At 62.8% G+C, this 18,118-nt stretch carries 16 protein-coding genes and 2 tRNA genes; 12 read left to right on the top strand and 6 right to left on the bottom strand.

The annotated features are described in order from the left end of the window. A partial coding sequence (locus VMW12_03475; GenBank protein HUZ48786.1) for a protease pro-enzyme activation domain-containing protein occupies window positions 1-790 on the bottom strand: 790 nt, incomplete at its 3' end. A 464-nt stretch (window positions 791-1,254) separates the two neighbouring features. Here VMW12_03475 and VMW12_03470 point away from each other — a divergent pair. Further along, a complete protein-coding gene (locus tag VMW12_03470) occupies window positions 1,255-1,422 on the top strand; it encodes a hypothetical protein (GenBank protein HUZ48785.1) in 168 nt (55 codons plus the stop codon). Beyond that, window positions 1,419-1,643 (top strand): hypothetical protein, encoded by a 225-nt coding sequence (locus VMW12_03465; protein HUZ48784.1) that lies wholly within the window; start codon window positions 1,419-1,421, stop codon window positions 1,641-1,643. Before VMW12_03470 ends, VMW12_03465 begins: the two co-directional genes overlap by 4 nt. A 1,252-nt stretch (window positions 1,644-2,895) precedes the next feature. Here VMW12_03465 and VMW12_03460 read toward each other — a convergent pair. Continuing rightward, a complete protein-coding gene (locus tag VMW12_03460; protein ID HUZ48783.1) occupies window positions 2,896-4,173 on the bottom strand; it encodes an AAA family ATPase in 1,278 nt (425 codons plus the stop codon). A gap of 14 nt (window positions 4,174-4,187) precedes the next feature. Here VMW12_03460 and VMW12_03455 point away from each other — a divergent pair, with 14 nt between their 5' ends. Continuing rightward, complete coding sequence (locus VMW12_03455) at window positions 4,188-4,397, top strand: hypothetical protein (GenBank protein HUZ48782.1); 210 nt, start codon at window positions 4,188-4,190, stop codon at window positions 4,395-4,397. 74 nt (window positions 4,398-4,471) lie between these two features. On the opposite strand, the gene VMW12_03450 is transcribed toward VMW12_03455, so the two are convergent. From VMW12_03450 to VMW12_03435, 4 genes are all read right to left on the bottom strand, one after another. Continuing rightward, window positions 4,472-4,693, bottom strand: a complete 222-nt coding sequence (locus VMW12_03450; GenBank protein ID HUZ48781.1) for a helix-turn-helix domain-containing protein — start codon at window positions 4,691-4,693, stop codon at window positions 4,472-4,474. A gap of 2,232 nt (window positions 4,694-6,925) precedes the next feature. Further along, window positions 6,926-7,001: transfer RNA gene (locus VMW12_03445), tRNA-Glu, on the bottom strand. A 7-nt stretch (window positions 7,002-7,008) separates the two neighbouring features. Then, window positions 7,009-7,079: transfer RNA gene (locus VMW12_03440), tRNA-Gln, on the bottom strand. A gap of 81 nt (window positions 7,080-7,160) precedes the next feature. After that, entirely contained in the window at window positions 7,161-7,721 is a 561-nt protein-coding gene (locus VMW12_03435; GenBank protein ID HUZ48780.1) for a hypothetical protein, read from the bottom strand. A 133-nt stretch (window positions 7,722-7,854) separates the two neighbouring features. Between VMW12_03435 and VMW12_03430 the strand changes: the two genes are divergently transcribed. From VMW12_03430 to VMW12_03390, 9 genes are all read left to right on the top strand, one after another. Further along, window positions 7,855-8,937, top strand: coding sequence for an NDP-sugar synthase (locus tag VMW12_03430; protein ID HUZ48779.1), 1,083 nt, complete (start codon window positions 7,855-7,857; stop codon window positions 8,935-8,937). A gap of 91 nt (window positions 8,938-9,028) precedes the next feature. Next, window positions 9,029-10,219, top strand: a complete 1,191-nt coding sequence (locus VMW12_03425; GenBank protein HUZ48778.1) for a glycosyltransferase family 4 protein — start codon at window positions 9,029-9,031, stop codon at window positions 10,217-10,219. 6 nt (window positions 10,220-10,225) lie between these two features. Continuing rightward, entirely contained in the window at window positions 10,226-11,275 is a 1,050-nt protein-coding gene (locus VMW12_03420; GenBank protein HUZ48777.1) for a glycosyltransferase, read from the top strand. A gap of 94 nt (window positions 11,276-11,369) precedes the next feature. After that, window positions 11,370-13,550, top strand: a complete 2,181-nt coding sequence (locus VMW12_03415) for a UvrD-helicase domain-containing protein (GenBank protein HUZ48776.1) — start codon at window positions 11,370-11,372, stop codon at window positions 13,548-13,550. A gap of 12 nt (window positions 13,551-13,562) precedes the next feature. Further along, window positions 13,563-14,270 (top strand): dihydrodipicolinate reductase C-terminal domain-containing protein, encoded by a 708-nt coding sequence (locus tag VMW12_03410; GenBank protein ID HUZ48775.1) that lies wholly within the window; start codon window positions 13,563-13,565, stop codon window positions 14,268-14,270. Next, window positions 14,245-15,279, top strand: coding sequence for an aspartate-semialdehyde dehydrogenase (locus tag VMW12_03405; GenBank protein ID HUZ48774.1), 1,035 nt, complete (start codon window positions 14,245-14,247; stop codon window positions 15,277-15,279). The genes VMW12_03410 and VMW12_03405 overlap by 26 nt, the downstream gene beginning before the upstream one ends. Continuing rightward, window positions 15,276-16,496: an aspartate kinase gene (locus tag VMW12_03400; protein ID HUZ48773.1), complete on the top strand. Its 1,221-nt coding sequence runs from the start codon at window positions 15,276-15,278 to the stop codon at window positions 16,494-16,496. Before VMW12_03405 ends, VMW12_03400 begins: the two co-directional genes overlap by 4 nt. After that, complete coding sequence (dapA, locus tag VMW12_03395; protein ID HUZ48772.1) at window positions 16,493-17,374, top strand: 4-hydroxy-tetrahydrodipicolinate synthase; 882 nt, start codon at window positions 16,493-16,495, stop codon at window positions 17,372-17,374. The genes VMW12_03400 and dapA overlap by 4 nt, the downstream gene beginning before the upstream one ends. Continuing rightward, window positions 17,364-18,116, top strand: a complete 753-nt coding sequence (locus tag VMW12_03390) for a WecB/TagA/CpsF family glycosyltransferase (GenBank protein ID HUZ48771.1) — start codon at window positions 17,364-17,366, stop codon at window positions 18,114-18,116. Before dapA ends, VMW12_03390 begins: the two co-directional genes overlap by 11 nt. Window positions 18,117-18,118: the final 2 nt, after the last annotated feature.

Genomic DNA, 18,118 nt, shown 5'->3' with positions numbered 1-18,118 from the left:
TGTCGGGTGCTTGGTAGATCACCGTGCGCGCCCCGGGCGCAAGCGCCGAGATGATCTGGATATCGAGGGCGGCTTCGAGGTCTTTCGTGGTTTGTATGTCGTGCTGTAACGCCGCGTTATCGATGCGCTTGATGATGGGCGGCGAGGACGTTACACCCTGCGCGGCCATGCAACGGGAGAAATCATCGGCTTTAAACTCGCCGCGAAATTGCACGATTCCGACGGTAACGCCCGTTCCATCGGCATCGGGGAATTGGTAGCGATCGATCACATCGCTTGCGCTAAGCGGTATCGAGTGCCGCTGCAGCGGCCCGAGCCGAGACGAGCGAGGCCACAGGTGCAGCCCGAAGATGCCGCTGACGATGGTTGCGATCTCCGGCGGCACGTGAAGGCTGCCCGAACGATGCCGGAACCGGTTACCGTCGCCGTCGGTGAAGATGGCCACCGTCGCCCCGAAAGCCTCAATCAAGCGATCGAGCGGGCCACTGACGACCATCGACCGCCAATGCGATTCCACGACGTGGATATCGAAGCCGGCGCAATAAGCACGAAAGAGTTCGCGGTCGGCTGGGTCCGCATCGGTTTGCGCCAGCAGCGAGGAGCGCCGCTCATAGCTCCGCTGTAAAGGCGGCGTGGCGCCGAGCGCAGATGCGCGGTCGATGGCGAGATCGCCGCCGCGCTTAGGGTGCAGCCACGCCGTCAGCCGAACCTCGGCGCTCGACTCGACATTCTCCGCGAACGAGCTGCCGGGCCAGATTGCGCGGTGGGTATGCGGAATTAGGACGCGCATCTGGAGTTCATTCCGCACTACGGAGGCGCGATCCGGGGGGCCGAGCAGCGTAATTAAAAACGCCTGTGAATACAGGCGTTTCTTCATTGGTAGCCCCAACCGGATTCGAATCTGAGTCTGGCGATGACGACGAGTAACGGCTAGTAGCGGAAAGCCTTGTCCTGTAAGGTTTGCGGCTCGTCCTGGTTTCGGCGCAGGTCGTCCAATCTCGACCCGTGGCACCGAGTTCGTGCCACAACGGTGCCACGCCGACGACGAGCGGAGGCCGCTAGCACCCGCGTTAAGCATCGCATGGCGCCACAGGTTCAACCACGATCGATGCGCGTCACCAGCGCCAAGGGAACAGGCCAAGACGGCGCTCCCGTGTTGACCGCTGGTTCCATCCAAGCAAGAGCGAAGCGAAGCGCCGTGAACGATCAAAGGCGACTTGCGAAAACAATTGCGGATGGCGCATACTGAGAATCATGCACCGGCTCGTCGGAACGCTGTTCACTTTCGCCTTCATGGCCATCGCGGCGTTCATGGTCTACCGCGTTGGCAAAGCGACCGTCGAGAACATCAAGGGCGGCGGCATACTCATCGGGATGTGGTTCCTGGCGCTGATCGGCCTCATGGCGAACGGCCTAAGATGACCGCGCTGAGACGGATCTACGTCGCGGCGTGCGCGGTGGTGGCGACGGGCTGGCTGACCTACGTCATCGCGAGGTTCGCTGTCGGCACATCCGCGTTCTGGCCCCCGACTGATCTCGCGAGTGCCGCGTGCCTGGTCGTCGGGATCGTCGCCCTCGTGCCGCTTGTCTTCATGGCGATAGCCCTCCTCGTCTCCATGGCCTCCTCGTCTACATGGCGGTAAGCCTGTAACAAACGTGAGGTTTGCCGCCGGAGGCCTTTGTACTTGACCCAGACCGTGCGTGCAACCCGTTCCCCCCGCGATAATTGCGAACCCGCGCGACTAAGAACGGCCCTGACCCCGGGCCAAAAAATCCGCGAAAAATCGCCCCGGCATCTGCGGCACACGGCTGCTGTTTACGGCGACTTGCGCCTGCTGTTCTCAGGCGCTGTTCCCGGCTGCTGGTCTAGCCGTTTCAGCAGCCTATGTCTGGCGTAAAAGCATCCGACGAGAGGGGCGATTCAGCAGGCGCGAAATGAGCGAATTCAGCAGCCGTAAAATGAGTCTACCCGTGGCATGCCTGCCCCGTATCTCGCGCGCGAGCCGCTACTGCCCGAGTGCTTGGCACCAGATGTTTTTCGTCTTTAGCGCCTCTTTGCGAACGAGGCTGAACTGAGTTGCGTAGGCGAGTTCGTTCAATTGCGCGCACGCAAGAGCAATCCACGGATCGCTGTTATTGTCGGATGCGTTTGCTAGGTCTTGGTCATGGGCTAAGAGATATTGGTCATGGGCGTACTGATCCGACGTTTCCTTGCTGCAGCCGTACCACAAGTCCGATGCCTTTTTGAATTGGCGCCGCGCGCGCCTAAAGTCCCCCATGTTAAAGGCGTCAGTCGCAGCTCTCTCGTCACCAAAGGCGGCACGCCCCTGCGAACAGTCGTTCTCTAGCATGTATCCCACTGTGCCGTGTGCGCGGGCAGCCGACGATGCCACAGGATACGCGACGACAGCCGCGATTAGCAGGGCAACGGCGATATTCTTAAAGGGCGCCGCGCGTCGGCCTGGGTTCTTCGGTATTGCGAGCACTCGAAACCCTCCCGCACTGTCTTACAGCGATGAGGCCCGTCGGCCTCCGCGACCGGCCTCATCGCTGGCAATGTTCGGCGTTCGATGCGCCGCACCGACGGCAGTGCTCGTCGGCCGCGTGCCCGATAAAGAATGGACACGGTGGCGGCATCGGTAAGAAGAGGCCCTCGCGTAAGAGCGCGCTCTCCGCGATAGCGCGCTGCCGATCAGCGGGAAGGTCCAGGAACGAGAGAAGGTCGCGCTTGAGTAGCGCAGTCGCCTCCCATGCGATCCGCATGCTTTCGGCGTACTCCGGCGCGGGCGACCCTACGGGAAAGGCTGCTTCGATGCGCTCGTCACGTCGGCGGATGGTGCCGCCCGAAAGCCATACCAAGCCCACGACCGTCGCCGGGGTGAGGGGCGTGGAGGGCTACCGTGTCCATAGAGCCTCCTCGGATTCACCGCCGCTATCGAGGGCCCGAAGCGTCCCAGGTTCGGACTTGGCGGCGGCGTCGAAAGGCAACCCGAGCGCCCTGTTTTCTCTCGGTTCATTGCCCTGGCCGATTCCGTTTTTCCGTTCCGGGTATATATGTGGGAACGGCGGGACGGAATCCGAAACGAGGCTGAAAGCACCGTCGCTATTGGATTTATTCCGTTCCCGATTCTTTTCGGTGCCGCCGTTCTCGCCGGTAAACGCGGGAACGGCATTTTCGCTTTCGACGGCGAGAGTGAACAGGTAGGGATCGCCCTTCCTGCCGCTACCGTCGCGGATGGCTTCCCCGCCCTCGACCAGCTCCGCGAGTACCTTGACAGTGGTAGCTCGGCGACCCTCTACGGCGTTGAGTATTACGTCGCGGGCCAGGGGGCAGTCAGCGTTCTGCAGCATGTCGAGAACCGCTGCGGCGGCGCGGTGTTTGTCAGCATCTGCCGCTGTCCCGTCGGTCGAGAGCAAGCGGGTTTCGAGATCAAGCGTGAGCAGCGTCTTCTCCAGGTCAATTCCGTACCGCTGAAAACTGAAGACCGTGCGCTCGCGATCATGCCGACGTAGTTCGACTAACGTATCGACCGCGCCGAACAAAGCGGTCGAACCTAAGACTGCATCTCCGTCGTCGCCGCCGGCCTTCTTCCCGTGGTGGCTCGCGGCGAGGTGCGCGCCGCAAGAGCGGGCCAGGTCGCAGAGGGCCCCGAAGGCGTTGGTGACGAGGGCATAATCGTTCAGGTCGCGCAGCTTTGCGAACCGTTGGAATGTATCGACAACGATCAAAGCTGGGGCATACTGCTCGACGACGCGCTGGAGCCACGCTCCCGCGTCGTCTGGGGTCCGCGCGCAATGAAAGTGAACGGGGTCGCCTTCGCCTGCGCCCATTGCGCGAAATGCTCGCGCGAGCTCCGATGGTTTATCCTCGATCGCGAGGTAAACGACCACGCCTTGCGTCGTAGCGCGTCCAAGAAACGGCTCGCCGCGCGCTACAGCGAATGCGAGGTTCTGAAGCATCGTGCTTTTGCCGACCTTCGGCTTCGCAACAAATAGCGACGTACCGCCGTCAGGCAAGAGGCCTTCGACGAGCCACTTGGGTTCGATAGCTTGCGAACGCAGTAACTCGCCCATAGAGACAAGATTATCGGCACGATCTATTTCGGAAGATTGCGAATGGTTTTGCGCTGCAATCTGTTCGAGATTCGCAATGATTCGGCTCGCCGTGCTCATTGGACAGCCCGCCCGTGAATACGAGAGCGCGCAAGCAGACCTGCGGCGGCGGCATCACGGCGACGACGTTCGGCGGCGACATCGCGAAGCGCGCGCATAAATGTGGCTGCGAAATCCCGCTCGGCGAGATCGAGCGAATCGGGCTCGTCGCCCGCATCCGCGCGTCGGCAAGCGTCAGCGGCATCGAGCGGATCGTCTCCGATTGCGACGAGCAGCTTGTATGAGCGCAGCCGTTTCTCGTATTCGTCCGGGTCTTCAAGCGCGAGAAGTTCGACATCGCGCCCTGTTTGGATCGCCGTCACGATGGCAGAATCGCTTCTGCGTGCGTTGTCCCCGCGGGCGCGTTCATACCGAGGAGACGATCAAGCGCCGCCCGCGGCACGACGATGCGCCGAGGTGAGATGCGGATCGAGGGGATTCGGCCAGCACGCACACCTTCGTAAGCCGCTGCCCTGCCGATACCGAGAATCCTCGCAGCCTCGTTGACCGTAACCGTCGCTCGCTCATTACCAATCGACATTTGTTCCTTTCTTGCTGGAGCGCACCGGGCGCGCCAAGAACACCCCTAGCGTAACAAGGGGTTCTAGGACAGTAAGTAGAAATAGTGGCAATGCCTCGAATGACCCCGGATTTTAGTCGATATGTGAACGCGCGATGGCTGCCGTTCTTGGTTGAACACGTGTTGCGAACGAGTCCAACTCTCCAGCCTCTAACGCTCAACGACTTTGATACCGCTGCTTTGGAATTGTTCGATTATCGCGGCGTCGTAAAAGTTACCGCTCTTGCGCATCAGATTGCGAAGCGAGATCGCGGAGGCGAAAGCGAAGCGAATTGGGTTCGAATGATCCGACGTTGGATCAACGAAAATCGAGCGCCCGAGCCGGAAACAATTCGTCGCGTTCTTGACTCGCTAGGGTTCGATTGGCTCATTGGGCTCGGGCGGTCCGGTTACAAGCAACACGCGATTGCCATGCTGCATGTCCTAAACTGTCGCATGGGTGGTCAGTCGCGCGTCGTCGCGCAAGCGCGAGCGATATTCACAGGGTCCGACTATGAGCGAAACAACGTCGGCGACCGAAGTCTATGGGCATTCAAAGCGACGGCAGCGCCGAGCGAACGGAAGTCCGACGTGCCCCATCTCAGGCGGCTGCACAGAGCCGCAGAAGAGTGCTGGGGATCGGGACGCACCATTCCTACGCGATGCACACCGCCGCATGACCTGCCCGCCTCAAGACTGTTGTACGTGGCATGGATGCTACTCGATCACGCGTCCTCAAGTCGCAGTGGATCGCTCGAAACGCGCCTGCGTGCTATCGATGAAAGCGTGGTGCGCGAGGTCCAGGCTTGGGCTAACGCTATTGCGCCGCGGGAACCAACTCTTACAAGAGTGTCGTCAGATAATCGCAAGAAGGGAACAATATGAAGGGTCATATTATCCGTGGCCGCGTTGACGGTACATGGTATCTTCGCGTGGAACTTGATCGTGCGCCGAGCGGCTCCCGGCGTCAGCGGCGGGAAACGATTCGGGGAACAAAGGCGGACGCCCAACGTCGTCTGCGCGATATGTTGCGGGACGCCGAAAACGGTGGCTTCGATGCGACACGCATGACCGTGAAGGAACTTCTCGTGGGCGTTGTAGACCCCCAGCACGAGTGTTCAGATAAATGCAATCCTTCAGACGAGCGCCACGGGCGTACGGGAGGATGGCTTGAGTCGGTTGAGCAGCGCGTTGGCACGCGCACGTTCGGGAGTTATAAGGGATATGTGAGAAATCATATCCTTCCCGCGCTCGGCAGTATCCGTATCGCGGCTTTGCGGACCTCGCACATTGAGGCTGCGCGTGCTAAGTGGATCAAAGAGACTCGAATCAAGCGAATCATAAGCGCCGAGCGCGCTTTGTCGATGCGTACCGTTAAGCATATAGCGGACACGCTCAAATCAGCTTGCTTATGGGCGATTCAGATGCAACTTCTCACGCGCAACCCTTGCGCTTCGCTGAGTAAGATTAAAGTCGTGACCAAAGAAATGTGTACGGTCGGCGCCGATGGCGTGCGCGCCTTGCTCTCGGCCGCTACCGGCACCGAGCTACAGTTGCCCATCGCCGTACTGGTTGGCACGGGCCTTCGTCGCGGCGAGCTAATGGGGCTTCGCTGGTCCGATATTGACCTGCAAGGTGCTAAGCTTACCGTCCGGCGCAGCGTTGAAATGGTGGATGGGCAGCGGCGCGAGAAGTCGCCGAAGACCGCCCGTAGCGCTCGCACCATATCCCTCGCCTCTTTCGTCGTGGATGCGCTGCGGAGGCAGCGCTTTGAACAGAACGAGCGACGTGCTCTGTTGGGTCTCGGGAAGGATGGAAACGCGTACGTCTTCGACCGCAAGGACGGCACTCTGTGGAATCCAGACTCACTCTCATGGTCGTTCGCTCAATTCATCCGGCTCTCGAAGCTCCCGAAGATTAGGCTCCACGACCTGCGGCACTCGTTCGCGACGATCGCGCTGCAAGCGGGGGTCGATCTAAAGACCATTTCAGCCTCGCTTGGGCATTCGGCCATCGGCGTAACGGCAAACACATACCTGCATGCCGTGGAGTCCTTGCAGAAGTCGGCTGCGGATCGCATCGAAGACGTGTTGGGAGAGGCGGTCGGTTTCGGGTTAGCGACGGCACCGGACGCCAAAAATAGATGCTCGGTGCCACAACGGTGCCACAAAGCCGCGGCGACAACGAAAAAAGCCCGTGGTTACAGGCTTTCGTTGGTAGCCCCAACCGGATTCGAACCGGTGTTACCGCCGTGAGAGGGCGGCGTCCTAGGCCTCTAGACGATAGGGCCATTTATGCTCCCGGTCATGGACTCGAACCACGATAACAAACTTCAGAGGCTTGCGTCCTACCATTAGACGAACCGGGAATGGCAGCGACCGTAATACTACATGAAGGGCTTTCGTCCTGGCAACCACCTTGGGCGAGCGCGAATAGCTCCCCAGGCGGTTCAGCGAACCGGCTGAGGCGTTGGCGTGATCCAGCGTTCGGCGAAGATCGCGTGTCGCAGGTCGTCCTCCAGGTGGAAGAACCGCTGCGCGGCAACGTCACTAAGGCTCACCTCGCCTGCGTATGAAGCCGTGCCGAGCGTCGTGGTTACGCCACACCAGCTGACGATGATGCCATCCTCGGGGCCGTCCAGGTACACTGGCGGGATCGGGGTAAGGCGCAGTTCGAAGAACCGATCGCGACGCAAGATGCCGAGTAACCGCTGAAAGGTCCCGAGCTGGTCCGCGGCAACGAAGTAGCCCCGAAGCCTTGTGCCGTGCTTCGCCGTCAGCCACGCATCCGCGTGTACCCCCTTCGGCCCCGTCGGGTAGAGCGTGCCGGTAAACGAATACTTCGGGTGCATTTTGTCGACTAGTGAAGATTGCTCGACGCTGATGTAGGTGATGTCCCGATACGCCGGGGGCGCGCCCTGCACGCACGAGGCTGGCGCTGCGATCGGCGCGAGGCCGAGCAGCATCCCTATCACGGCGATCGTGGCCTTTATGCATTTGCCGACGGGCATGCCGCTATATGAGCGATGCTCTTCGCAATTCCTCGTGCGGCGCTGCGTTTAGGCTTCGCTCGCGGAGGAAAGTACTCGAGGGGCGAATGGAGTTTGCTTGGCGGTTCACACGTCTTGTAGGAGGTTTTCCAGGGTGCAGGCCATCGTTTTGGTTGGTGGGGAGGGGACGCGGTTGCGTCCGCTGACGTTCGGGACGCCCAAACCGATGGTGCCGATTATGGGTGTGCCGTTCTTGGCGCGCACGATGGAGCGGCTCTCCGAGGCGGGCATCCACGAGGTGATTCTGCCGGCGGGCTACATGCCGCAGGCGATCATCGACTATTTCGGCGACGGCTCGCAGCTCGGGATGAAGATTACCTACGTCATCGAGGCGACGCCGCTGGGCACGGCCGGCGCCATCAAGAACGTGGAGGAGTACATCACCGGGCCGTTCGTGGTGCTCAACGGCGACGTCCTCACCAGCCTCGATCTGCGCGCGATGATGGCCTTTCATAAGGAGAAGGGCGGCTTCGGCGCGCTCCACCTCATCCGCGTCGAGGACCCCTCGTCCTTCGGCTGCGTAGTCCACGATGAGAACGGGCAGATCTCGGCCTTCGTCGAGAAGCCGGCCCCCGGCACCGCGCCGACCGATGAAATTAACGCCGGCACCTACCTGCTGGAGCCGGGCATCCTCGATTTTATCCCCGCCGGGCGGCCGGTCTCGATCGAGCGCGAGACCTTCCCGCAGATCATCGCCGCCGGCAAGGGCTTGTTTGCCTATACTACCGACGATTACTGGATCGATCTCGGGCGCCCCGAGCAGTACCTTGCCGCGCACCGCGATATCATGGACGGGTCCATGCCGCTGGCGATCGAGCCCGGCATCAGCGGGGCGGGCGCAGCTTTGCTGGCAGGGCACCCGGGCGTCACCCAGCCGGTCCACGTCGACGAGGACGTCGTCGTCGATCCCTCGGCCAAAATCGGGCCAAATGTGGTTCTAGGCCGTGGTTGCCGCATCGGCGCGGGCGCGGTCGTGCGTGAATCGGTGCTGTGGGACGGCGTGGTAGTGGGCGATGGCGCGCATATCGACGAATCGATCGTTGCCTCAGGCTCGCAAATCGGTGCCGATGCAACCGTGGGCGCCGGAAGTGTGATCGGTCATCATATAACGATCGCGCCGGGCACCGTGCTCGATCCGGGTAGTCGCGTCGGCCCTACCGCGGCGAGCGCGCGCTAGTTCGAGGTTTACCCTCTAGGCTTGGTTGGGTAGACTACCGATAGCTTACAGACTTTTCCGTTGGAGTTGAAAAGAGATGTTACCGAGAACCGTGGATCCGCTTACAGATATCGCGGTTCCGCGCGTGCTCTTTCTCGGTTCGTTTCCTCCCCGCGAGTGCGGCATCGCGACGTTTATGAACGACGTCGTCACCTCGTTCGATCGTGAATTCGGCACGCGCAGCGATGTGATCGCGGTCGATGAGCCGGGCGGCGATGCGCGCCGTTACGGCAGCCAAGTCGTTGCGCGATTCAATCAAGACGATCGCGAGAGCTACCAACAGATCGCGCGATTCATCAACGAGCATCCGGCGGAGATACTCAACATTCAGCACGAATACGGCCTCTTCGGCGGCGAGCGTGGCGAATGGTTGATCGATCTGCTGCGCGCGGTTGAAAAACCCGTAGTGATCACGCTGCACACCGTATTGCCGGAACCGGATGAAACGATGTTGCGCGTAACGCGCGAGATCTGCGAGCAGGCTTCGAAGGTGATCTCGCTCTCCGAAACCGGCAAGCATTTGCTCGAAGAACGCTACGGCATCGATCCCGGCATCCTGCGCGTCGTCCATCATGGCGTGCCCGACGTGCCGTTCCAAAGCACCGATGCGGCCAAGGCATCGTTCGGCATCGGGCAGCGGCTCGTCATTTCCACGTTCGGTTTGATCAATCGCGGCAAGGGGCTCGAATTCGCGATTCAAGCGATGCGCCAGGTGGTGAAGCGCCATCCGGAAGCGCTCTATCTCATTCTGGGCGAAACGCACCCCGTCGTGCGCCGCCAAGAAGGCGAATCGTACCGCGAGTCGTTGCAGAGCATGGTGCTGGAATACGGCTTGCAACGCAACGTGCAGTTAATCGATAAGTATCTCGATTTCGACGAGCTCGTGACGTATCTCCAAGCGACCGACATCTATTTAACGCCATACCTCAACCCGGTGCAGATCGTGAGCGGAACGCTCGCGTATGCGGTCGGTTGCGGCAAGGCGATCATCTCCACGCCGTACTTGTACGCGCAGGAGTTGCTCGCGCATAATCGTGGCTTTTTGTGCGTATTCCGCGACGCGGAGTCGATTGCGGAAGACCTCATGATGCTGCTCGACGATCCCTCGCTGCGGCGCGCGACCGAACGGCGTGCATACCGCTTCGGGCGACAGATGACGTGGCCGCACGTCGCGAGCGATTACGGGCGGCTCTTCAGCGAACTCTGCCCGCCCGGCGAGCTCGCGCTCGTCACGTCGGCGTAACGACGGATGGCGATCGCACTTCCGACCCTCGAGTACCTCGCGCTCTTGAGCGACGACACCGGCGTGATTCAGCACGCGGTGGAATCGATCCCGAACCGCTCGACGGGGTACTGCACCGACGACATTTCGCGCGCGTTTATGGTCGCGCTGGCGTACCAGCGGGTGATGCCGCAAGATGCGCTTGCGCAGCGGTTGGCGAGCACCTACCTTTCGTTTCTGCAGAACGCGCAGCTCGAAGATGGACGCTTCCATAACTTCATGGACTACGATCGCACCTGGCTCGACGACGTGGGCACGCACGATAGCTGCGGGCGCGCAATGTGGTCGCTCGGCTACGGCATGCGCTATGCCGGCGACGAGGCCTGGCAGCGCGTCTGCGCGCGGCTGCTCGAGCGGGCGGTCACCTGCGTCGAATGGCTGGAGCATCCGCGGGCCGAGGCCTACGCGATGATCGGGCTCGCCCACGCGTGCGCCGTGCATGCCGAGCCGCGGGCGCGGGCGGCGCTGCGAGCGCTCGGCCAGGCGTCGGTCGCGCGGTACGAACGAGAACGCGCCGATGATTGGGAGTGGTTCGAGCCGGTGATGACGTACGACAACGCTCGCTTGCCCGAGGCGCTGCTCCGGGCCGGCAAGGTGCTCGGCGAGCAGCGATTCATCGATGTGGGGCTGCGGACGCTCGCCTTCTACGAAAGCGTCACCATCGAGGACGGTATCTACGTGCCGATCGGCAACGACGGCTGGTACCCGCGCGGCGGGGAGCGGTCGCGCTACGCGCAGCAGCCGCTGGAGGCGGTCGGGCTGGTCGACGCGGAGCTCGCGGCCTTCGCGGCACTGCCGGAGGCCGGCTACCTCGCGAGAGCGGAGTTGGGCCTGGCCTGGTACCACGGCAAAAACTCACGGGGCGCGGTAATGGCGGCAAACGGCGGGTGCTTCGACGGCCTCTCGGAGGACGGGGTGAACCACAATATGGGCGCCGAGTCGTCGCTTTCGTACCTGTCCGCCTCCTTCGCCTTGGCGGCCCAGCGCGGAACGAGCCTACGGATCGCGACCCGCTAACTTCCCGGAAAAATCCAGAAGGAAAAGGGCGAAAAAAGGGCGACAAGCCCCTAAAGCTGGGCATGCTCTGCGGTCCGAGGCGAAAACGCCTCCCGTGGCGAATATCTACCAGATGATCCTGGAGACCGAAGCCCTCAACGACGTTCAATCGCAAGCCGTACGACACACCGATGGACCGGTGTTAATTTTTGCCGGAGCCGGCAGCGGCAAGACGCGCGTGCTCACGCACCGCATCGCCTATCTGCTTGGCGAGAAGCGTATCGCCCCCGATAACATCCTGGCCGTCACGTTCACCAACAAAGCGGCGAACGAGATGAAGACGCGCCTGGAACGCATGGTCGGCGCCGTCGGGCGCGACGTGTGGGTCGGCACGTTCCATTCCATGTGCGTGCGCATTCTGCGCCGCGACGGTTCGCGCATCGGCATCGCGCCCTCGTTTGCGATTATCGACGATACCGACCAGCGCCAGCTCGTCAAAGAGATTCTCGACGATCTCGATTACGACGAACGCCAGATGTCGGTCGGCTCGTGCCTTCACGAAATCAGCAAGGCCAAGAACGCGCTGCTCTGGCCCGAGAAGTACATCGAGACGCAGACGACCGTGCTGGGCGAACGCTACGGCAACGTCTACACGGAGTATCAGCGTCGCCTCGCCGAATCGAACAGCCTCGATTTCGACGATTTGATCGTGCGCACGATCGATCTGCTCGAGCGCGATAAAGACGCGCGAGAGAAGTACCAGAATCGCTTCAAGTACGTGCTGGTCGACGAATACCAGGACGTCAATATCGCGCAGTACCGCTTGGTCGCGATCTTCGCCGGCAAGCACAAGAACATCACCGTCGTCGGCGATGACGACCAGTCGATCTACTCGTGGCGCGGCAGCGATTACAAAATGATCCTGCGCTTCGAAACCGATTTCCCGGGCGCGAAGGTCTTCAAGCTCGAGGAAAACTATCGCAGCACGCAGACTATTCTCGACGCGGCCAATGCCTTGGTCGAGAACAACAAGACGCGCGCGCCGAAGAAACTGTTCACCAACCGCATGCAGGGCGAGCCGATTACGGTTTACGCCGCTGCGACCGAGCGCGACGAAGCGCGTTACGTTACGGAGAAGGTGAAGGAGCTGGTTCGCGAGGGTTCGGCCTATCGCGATTTCCTGATCCTGTATCGTACCAACGCGCAATCGCGCGTATTCGAAGAAGCGCTGATCGCCGACGGCATTCCGTACCGTGTGGTCGGCGGCGTCGGCTTCTACGCCCGGGCCGAAATCAAAGACGTCATCGCGTACCTGCGCTACATCCTGAACCCGTCGGATGCGCTTGCTTTCAAGCGCATCGTCAACGTGCCGCGTCGCGGCATCGGGCAGCAGACGCTCGCATCGCTCGTCCAAGCGGCGACCACCTCGAAGGTCTCCGTCGGCGAAGCGATCTTCCACAGCGACTTGCTGCGCACCGCGGTGCCCAAGAAACTCAAAGAACTCGAGCGCTTCGCCGAGCTGATCGGCAATTTCCGCGGCCGCGTCGACGACATGGGCGTGGCCGATCTGGTCGTCGCCGTGATGGAAGAATCCGGCTACATTCGCGAACTGCAAGCCGAAGAGACGCACGATGCGCGTGCGCGCTTGGAGAACCTGCAAGAGCTGGTCGGCGTCGCGCGCGATTACGAAGGCAACGATCCGGAAGCGTCGCTCGCCGGGTTCCTCGCCAACATCGCGCTCATCAGCGATCTCGATTCACTCGATCCCGATTCGTCGTACGTCACCTTGATGACGCTGCACGGCGCGAAGGGCTTGGAGTATCGCCACGTCTTCCTCACCGGTTTGGAAGAGGGCGTCTTCCCGCACACGCGGGCGATGACCGACATGGACGAACTCGAGGAAGAGCGTCGCCTGGCCTACGTCGGCGTGACGCGTGCGATGGATCGCCTGATCCTCACGTACGCCCAGCGTCGCGCGCTGTTCGGCAACACCTACTCGTATCCGAAGTCGCGCTTCCTCGAAGAGATGCCGAACATCGTCGTGCTCGAGAGCGAGAACGTCTCGTTACCGCGCCCGGCGGGCGGCCGCTGGCGCGAGGTCGCGATCCACGAATCGGCGGGCGCCGGCATGGAGATGAATCTGCATAACGGCGATCGCGTGCGCCATCCCAAATGGGGCGAGGGCGTGATCAGCAATCTCGCGGGTGCGGGCGGCGACGGTTTGGTGACGATCGATTTCCCGAACGTCGGCCAGAAAATGCTGATGCTCAAGTACGCTCCGTTGGAAAAACTCTAGGGAGCTTCCCGAGTGGTTCGCGTTGCAGTAGCCGGTGCGCTCGGACGCATGGGTCGCGTGGCTCATGCCGCGTTGCTCGACGCGCCCGGCGTTACGTTTGTGGGGGGCCTGGCGCACGAACGCGTCGAGGCCGAATCGATCGTTGACGATCTGGATGAGTTGGTGCAGCGCTTCTCGCCCGACGTGCTGCTCGATTTGACGACCCATCCATCGACGGTGGCCATCTCGATGGCGGCGCTGGAATTGGGCGTGCGCCCCGTTATCGGTGCCACGGGATGGACGGCGGAGGAACGCACGGCGTTGGAAACCCTGGCCCTCGATCGCGGGCTCGGCGCGATGTTGGTTCCGAATTTCGCGATTGGGGCAGCGTTGATGGTGCGCTTCGCCGAGATGGCGACGCGCTTCTTTCCGACCGTTGAAATTATCGAGCTTCACCACGACCAGAAAAAAGACGCGCCCTCAGGCACCGCGCGGTTCACCGCCGAGCGCATCGTCGCGCAGGGCCGGGTTGCCCATGTCCCGATTCACAGCGTGCGGCTGCGCGGCTTGGTCGCGCATCAAGAAGTGCTGTTCGGCAATACCGGCGAGGTGCTGACGATTCGTCACGATTCGCTCTCGCGCGAATCGTTCGTGGCGGGCATGTTGGCCGCGTCGCAGTGGGTGATGCGGGCACAAGGGCTCGTCGTCGGCCTCGATGCGATCTTGGACGAGAAGGGATAGCGACATCGTAACGGTAGCGGTCGTCGGCGCAACCGGCGTCGTCGGCGAAACGATTCTGCGCGTCTTGGAAGAGCGGAGCGTTCCCATTGGGGAGCTCGGCGTCTTCGCATCGCGCGCGCGCGCTAACGCCGTGCGCTACGGCCAGCGCTTGCTCGACGTGGAACCCGCAACCGAAGCGGCGCTGGCGAAATACGACGTCGTGTTCTTTGCGAGCGGCGAGGACGCGAGCGAACGCTTCGTCCCGGCATTGCTGGAACGCGGCGCGGTCGTGATCGACAACAGCTCGACGTATCGCATGGACGAGCGCGCGCCGCTCGTCGTACCGGAAGTGAACGGCGACGTGGTTGCGCGGGGCGACCGGCTGTTCCCGGTGGCGAATTGTACCGCGATCATCCTCTGCATGGCGCTTGCGCCCATCCGCAACGTCGCCGGCCTGCGCGCCGTGCGCGTGGCGACATATCAGGCCGCGAGCGGCGCGGGGCGCGCCGGGCTCGACGAGTTGCTCGCCGACGAGCGCGCCGTGGTCGATGGGCTGGCCGAGCCGCCCGTAAAGGTGTTTCCGCACCATCTCGCGCGTAACGTCGTGCCGCAGATCGGGCAGATCGATGCCGACGGCAACACCGGCGAGGAGCGTAAAGTCCGCGAAGAGACGCGCAAGATGTTGGGCTTACCGGAGCTGTTCGTGAGCGCGACGACGGTGCGCGTACCGGTCCGCACGGCGCATTCGGAAGCGGTGTTCCTTGAGACCGAGCGCGATACGAGCGTGGCGGAACTTGCGGAAGCGTTCGCAAGCGCGCCGGGCGTGGTCTTTCACGCGCAGGGCATCGTGACGCCGCGCGATGTGGAAGGCAGCGATCTGGTGCATGTGGCGCGACTGCGTCAAGAAGACGAAGGCTCGAAACGCGCCTTTGCGCTGTGGTGCGTCGGCGACCAGCTCCGCAAGGGCGCGGCCACCAACGGCGTGCAGATTCTGCAACTGTTGCTTGCGAGAGGATTCGTGCAAGCGTGACCCACGAGCGACGGGCAGTTCTCAAATTCGGCGGCACGTCGGTTGCCACGCGCGACCAGCGGGAGCTCGCCTTCGCGCGCATTCGCGACGCGCGCGCCGACGGTTTCGCAACCGTTGCGGTAGTCTCGGCGATGGGGCGCGCGCCCTCGCCCTATGCGACCGACACGCTGCTCGAGGCGATCGACGGCCGAAGCGGAAGCGCGAACGCCGACATGCTGCTCGCGTGCGGCGAGCTGCTTTCGGCCGCCATTTTTGCCGACGAACTCACCGCCGCGGGCGTTCCCGCGCGGGCGCTTTCGGGCGCGAACGCCGGCATCGTCACCGATGCGCACTACGGCGATGCGACGATCCTGCGCGTCGATGCCGAGCGCATCGAACGCATGCTCGACGAGGGCATCGTGCCGGTCGTGGCGGGCTTTCAAGGCGCGACCGAAGACGGCATGCTCACGACGCTCGGACGCGGCGGAACGGATCTTTCGGCGATCGCCATCGGCAATGCGATCGACGCCGAACGAGTGGACATTTATACCGACGTGAGCGGCGCCATGACGGCGGATCCGCGCCGCATCGAACGTGCGCGCACGATCGAGCGCGCATCGCTCGAGGAGATGACCGAGCTGGCCGAACACGGCGCCAAGGTGATGCACCACAAGGCCGCCGACTACGCGCAGCGCACGCAGACGCCCTATACGATCAAAGGCCTGGCAACCGACCGCGGCACGCTCGTGGTGGACGGCGTCGATCATCATCGCCCGGTTACCGGCGTTACGTCCTCGGGCCGGCTCACGTGGGTGCGGATCATCCGCGGCGATATCGAAAACCCGCAGCAACGTATGCAGACGGAGCTCGAGATGTTCCGTCGCATGGCCGACGCGGGTATCTCGATCGATCAAGTCTCCATCAATCAGGCCGGCGTTTCGTTCGTGGTGCAGGGCGATAGCGCGAACGCGGTGCGCACGCTGCTGGGCGATCTGAACCTCGCGGTGCGCGTGCGCGAAGGCTGTTCGAAGATCTCCGTCGTCGGCTCGGGGATGCGCGGCACGCCTGGCGTTGTGTTGCAGGTCGTCACCGCGCTTTCGAACGCCGACGTCGAGATCATCCATTGCACCGATAGCAACATCACCATCTCGATTCTCGTCCCGGAGGCCGACGTGCAACGCGCCGAGGCCGCCGTCCACGAACACTTCGCACTCAACGCAGAAGAGGCACGCACATGAAGGCCCTGGGCAGTATCGTCACCGCGATGATTACGCCGTTCGACGACCGCGGCGGTGTCAACCTCGACGAAGCCAAGCGTCTCGCGCGCTGGCTGGTTTCGCGCGGCAACGACGGCTTGGTGATCGGCGGCTCCACGGGCGAGGGCATGACGCTCGATGCCGCCGAGCGCATCGCGCTGGTCTCCGCCGTCAAAGCCGCGGTCGGCGATAGCGCGATCGTCATCGCGAATGCGGGAACCAACGATACGCGCTCGTCGGTGAGCGGCGCGAAAGAGGCGATGGCGGCCGGAGCCGATGCGCTGCTCGCGGTCGTGCCGTACTACAACAAGCCGACGCAGAGCGGGATGATCGCGCACTTCGGCGCGATGGCCGACGCGGTGCCGCTGCCGATCGTGATCTACAATATTCCCGGGCGTACGGCGGCCAACATGCTGCCGGAGACGCTGCTGGAGCTGGCGCGCAAGCACCGCAACGTCGTGGGCGTGAAAGAATCCAGCGGCGATCTGAAGCAGATCGCGACGATCGTGCGCGATCGCGCGCCGGGCTTCGTCGTGTGGTCGGGCGACGACCATCTCTTTCTGCCGTGCCTCGCGCTCGGTGCCGACGGTATCGTGGGCGTCGCCTCGCATCTGTGCTCGCCGCGGTACCGCGAACTGTTCGACGCCTTCCGTGCCGGAGACGTCGCCCGCGCGGCCCAGATTCACGCCGAATTGCTTGCCTTGATGGACGGCCTGTTTTTGGTCACCAACCCGATTGCGGTAAAATGGGCGATGCGGCGCGCGGGTTTCAACGTGGGCGAATGTCGCTTGCCGCTCGACGGCATGCCGGCGGGGCTGGCGGAGCGGCTCGAACCGATTATCGCACCCTATGTCGCTTGAGATCCTCGGCTGCCGGTTAGACCCGATCGACGCGGATGAGGCGACGGAGCGAATTCTAGGCTTCATGCGCGAGCGCACCGGCGCGCAAATCGTTACCCTGGGAACCGAGATGGTCGTGTACGCGCAACGCGACGATGCGTTTCGCCGCATCGTGAACGCGTGCGCGCTCTCGCTCTGCGATACGGTCGGCCTGCTGCTGGTCGCGCGTCGCCGCGGCGCGCAGCTTGCGGAGCGGGTGACGGGCGTGGAATTGATCGAACACCTTGCCCGCAGGGCAGCCGGCGAAGAATTATCCGTCTATCTGCTTGGCGGCGCGGAAGGCGCGGCGGCCGACGCGGCGGCAGTGCTGGAAGCGCGCTTCCCGGGCCTGTTGATTGCGGGCGTGCGCAACGGCTATTTTGCGCCGGAGGAATCCGGGCAGATCGCGGCCGAGATACGCGCGAGCGGCGCCGCGTTGCTGCTGGTTGGGCTGGGTTCGCCGCGGCAGGAGCGTTGGTTAGCGGAGTATTTGGCTGCGAGCGGCGCCGGCGCCGGAATCGGCGTGGGCGGCTCGTTCAATGTGATCGGCGGCCGCGCCGAGCGCGCGCCGGTGCTCTGGCGCAGGCTCGGAGTGGAATGGCTCTATCGTTTGGTGAAAGAACCGCACCGTTGGCGGCGTCAAGTAGCGCTGCCCTATTTCGTGTGGCTGATCGCGCTCGATACGCTCGGCTTACGACCGAAGAAGGAGAGAACCGTTTCGTGAAG

The sequence above is a fragment of the Candidatus Dormiibacterota bacterium genome, from assembly GCA_035532835.1.
Taxonomy (GTDB): domain Bacteria; phylum Vulcanimicrobiota; class Vulcanimicrobiia; order Vulcanimicrobiales; family Vulcanimicrobiaceae; genus DAHUXY01.
This window is presented reverse-complemented; position numbering and strand designations above follow the sequence as displayed.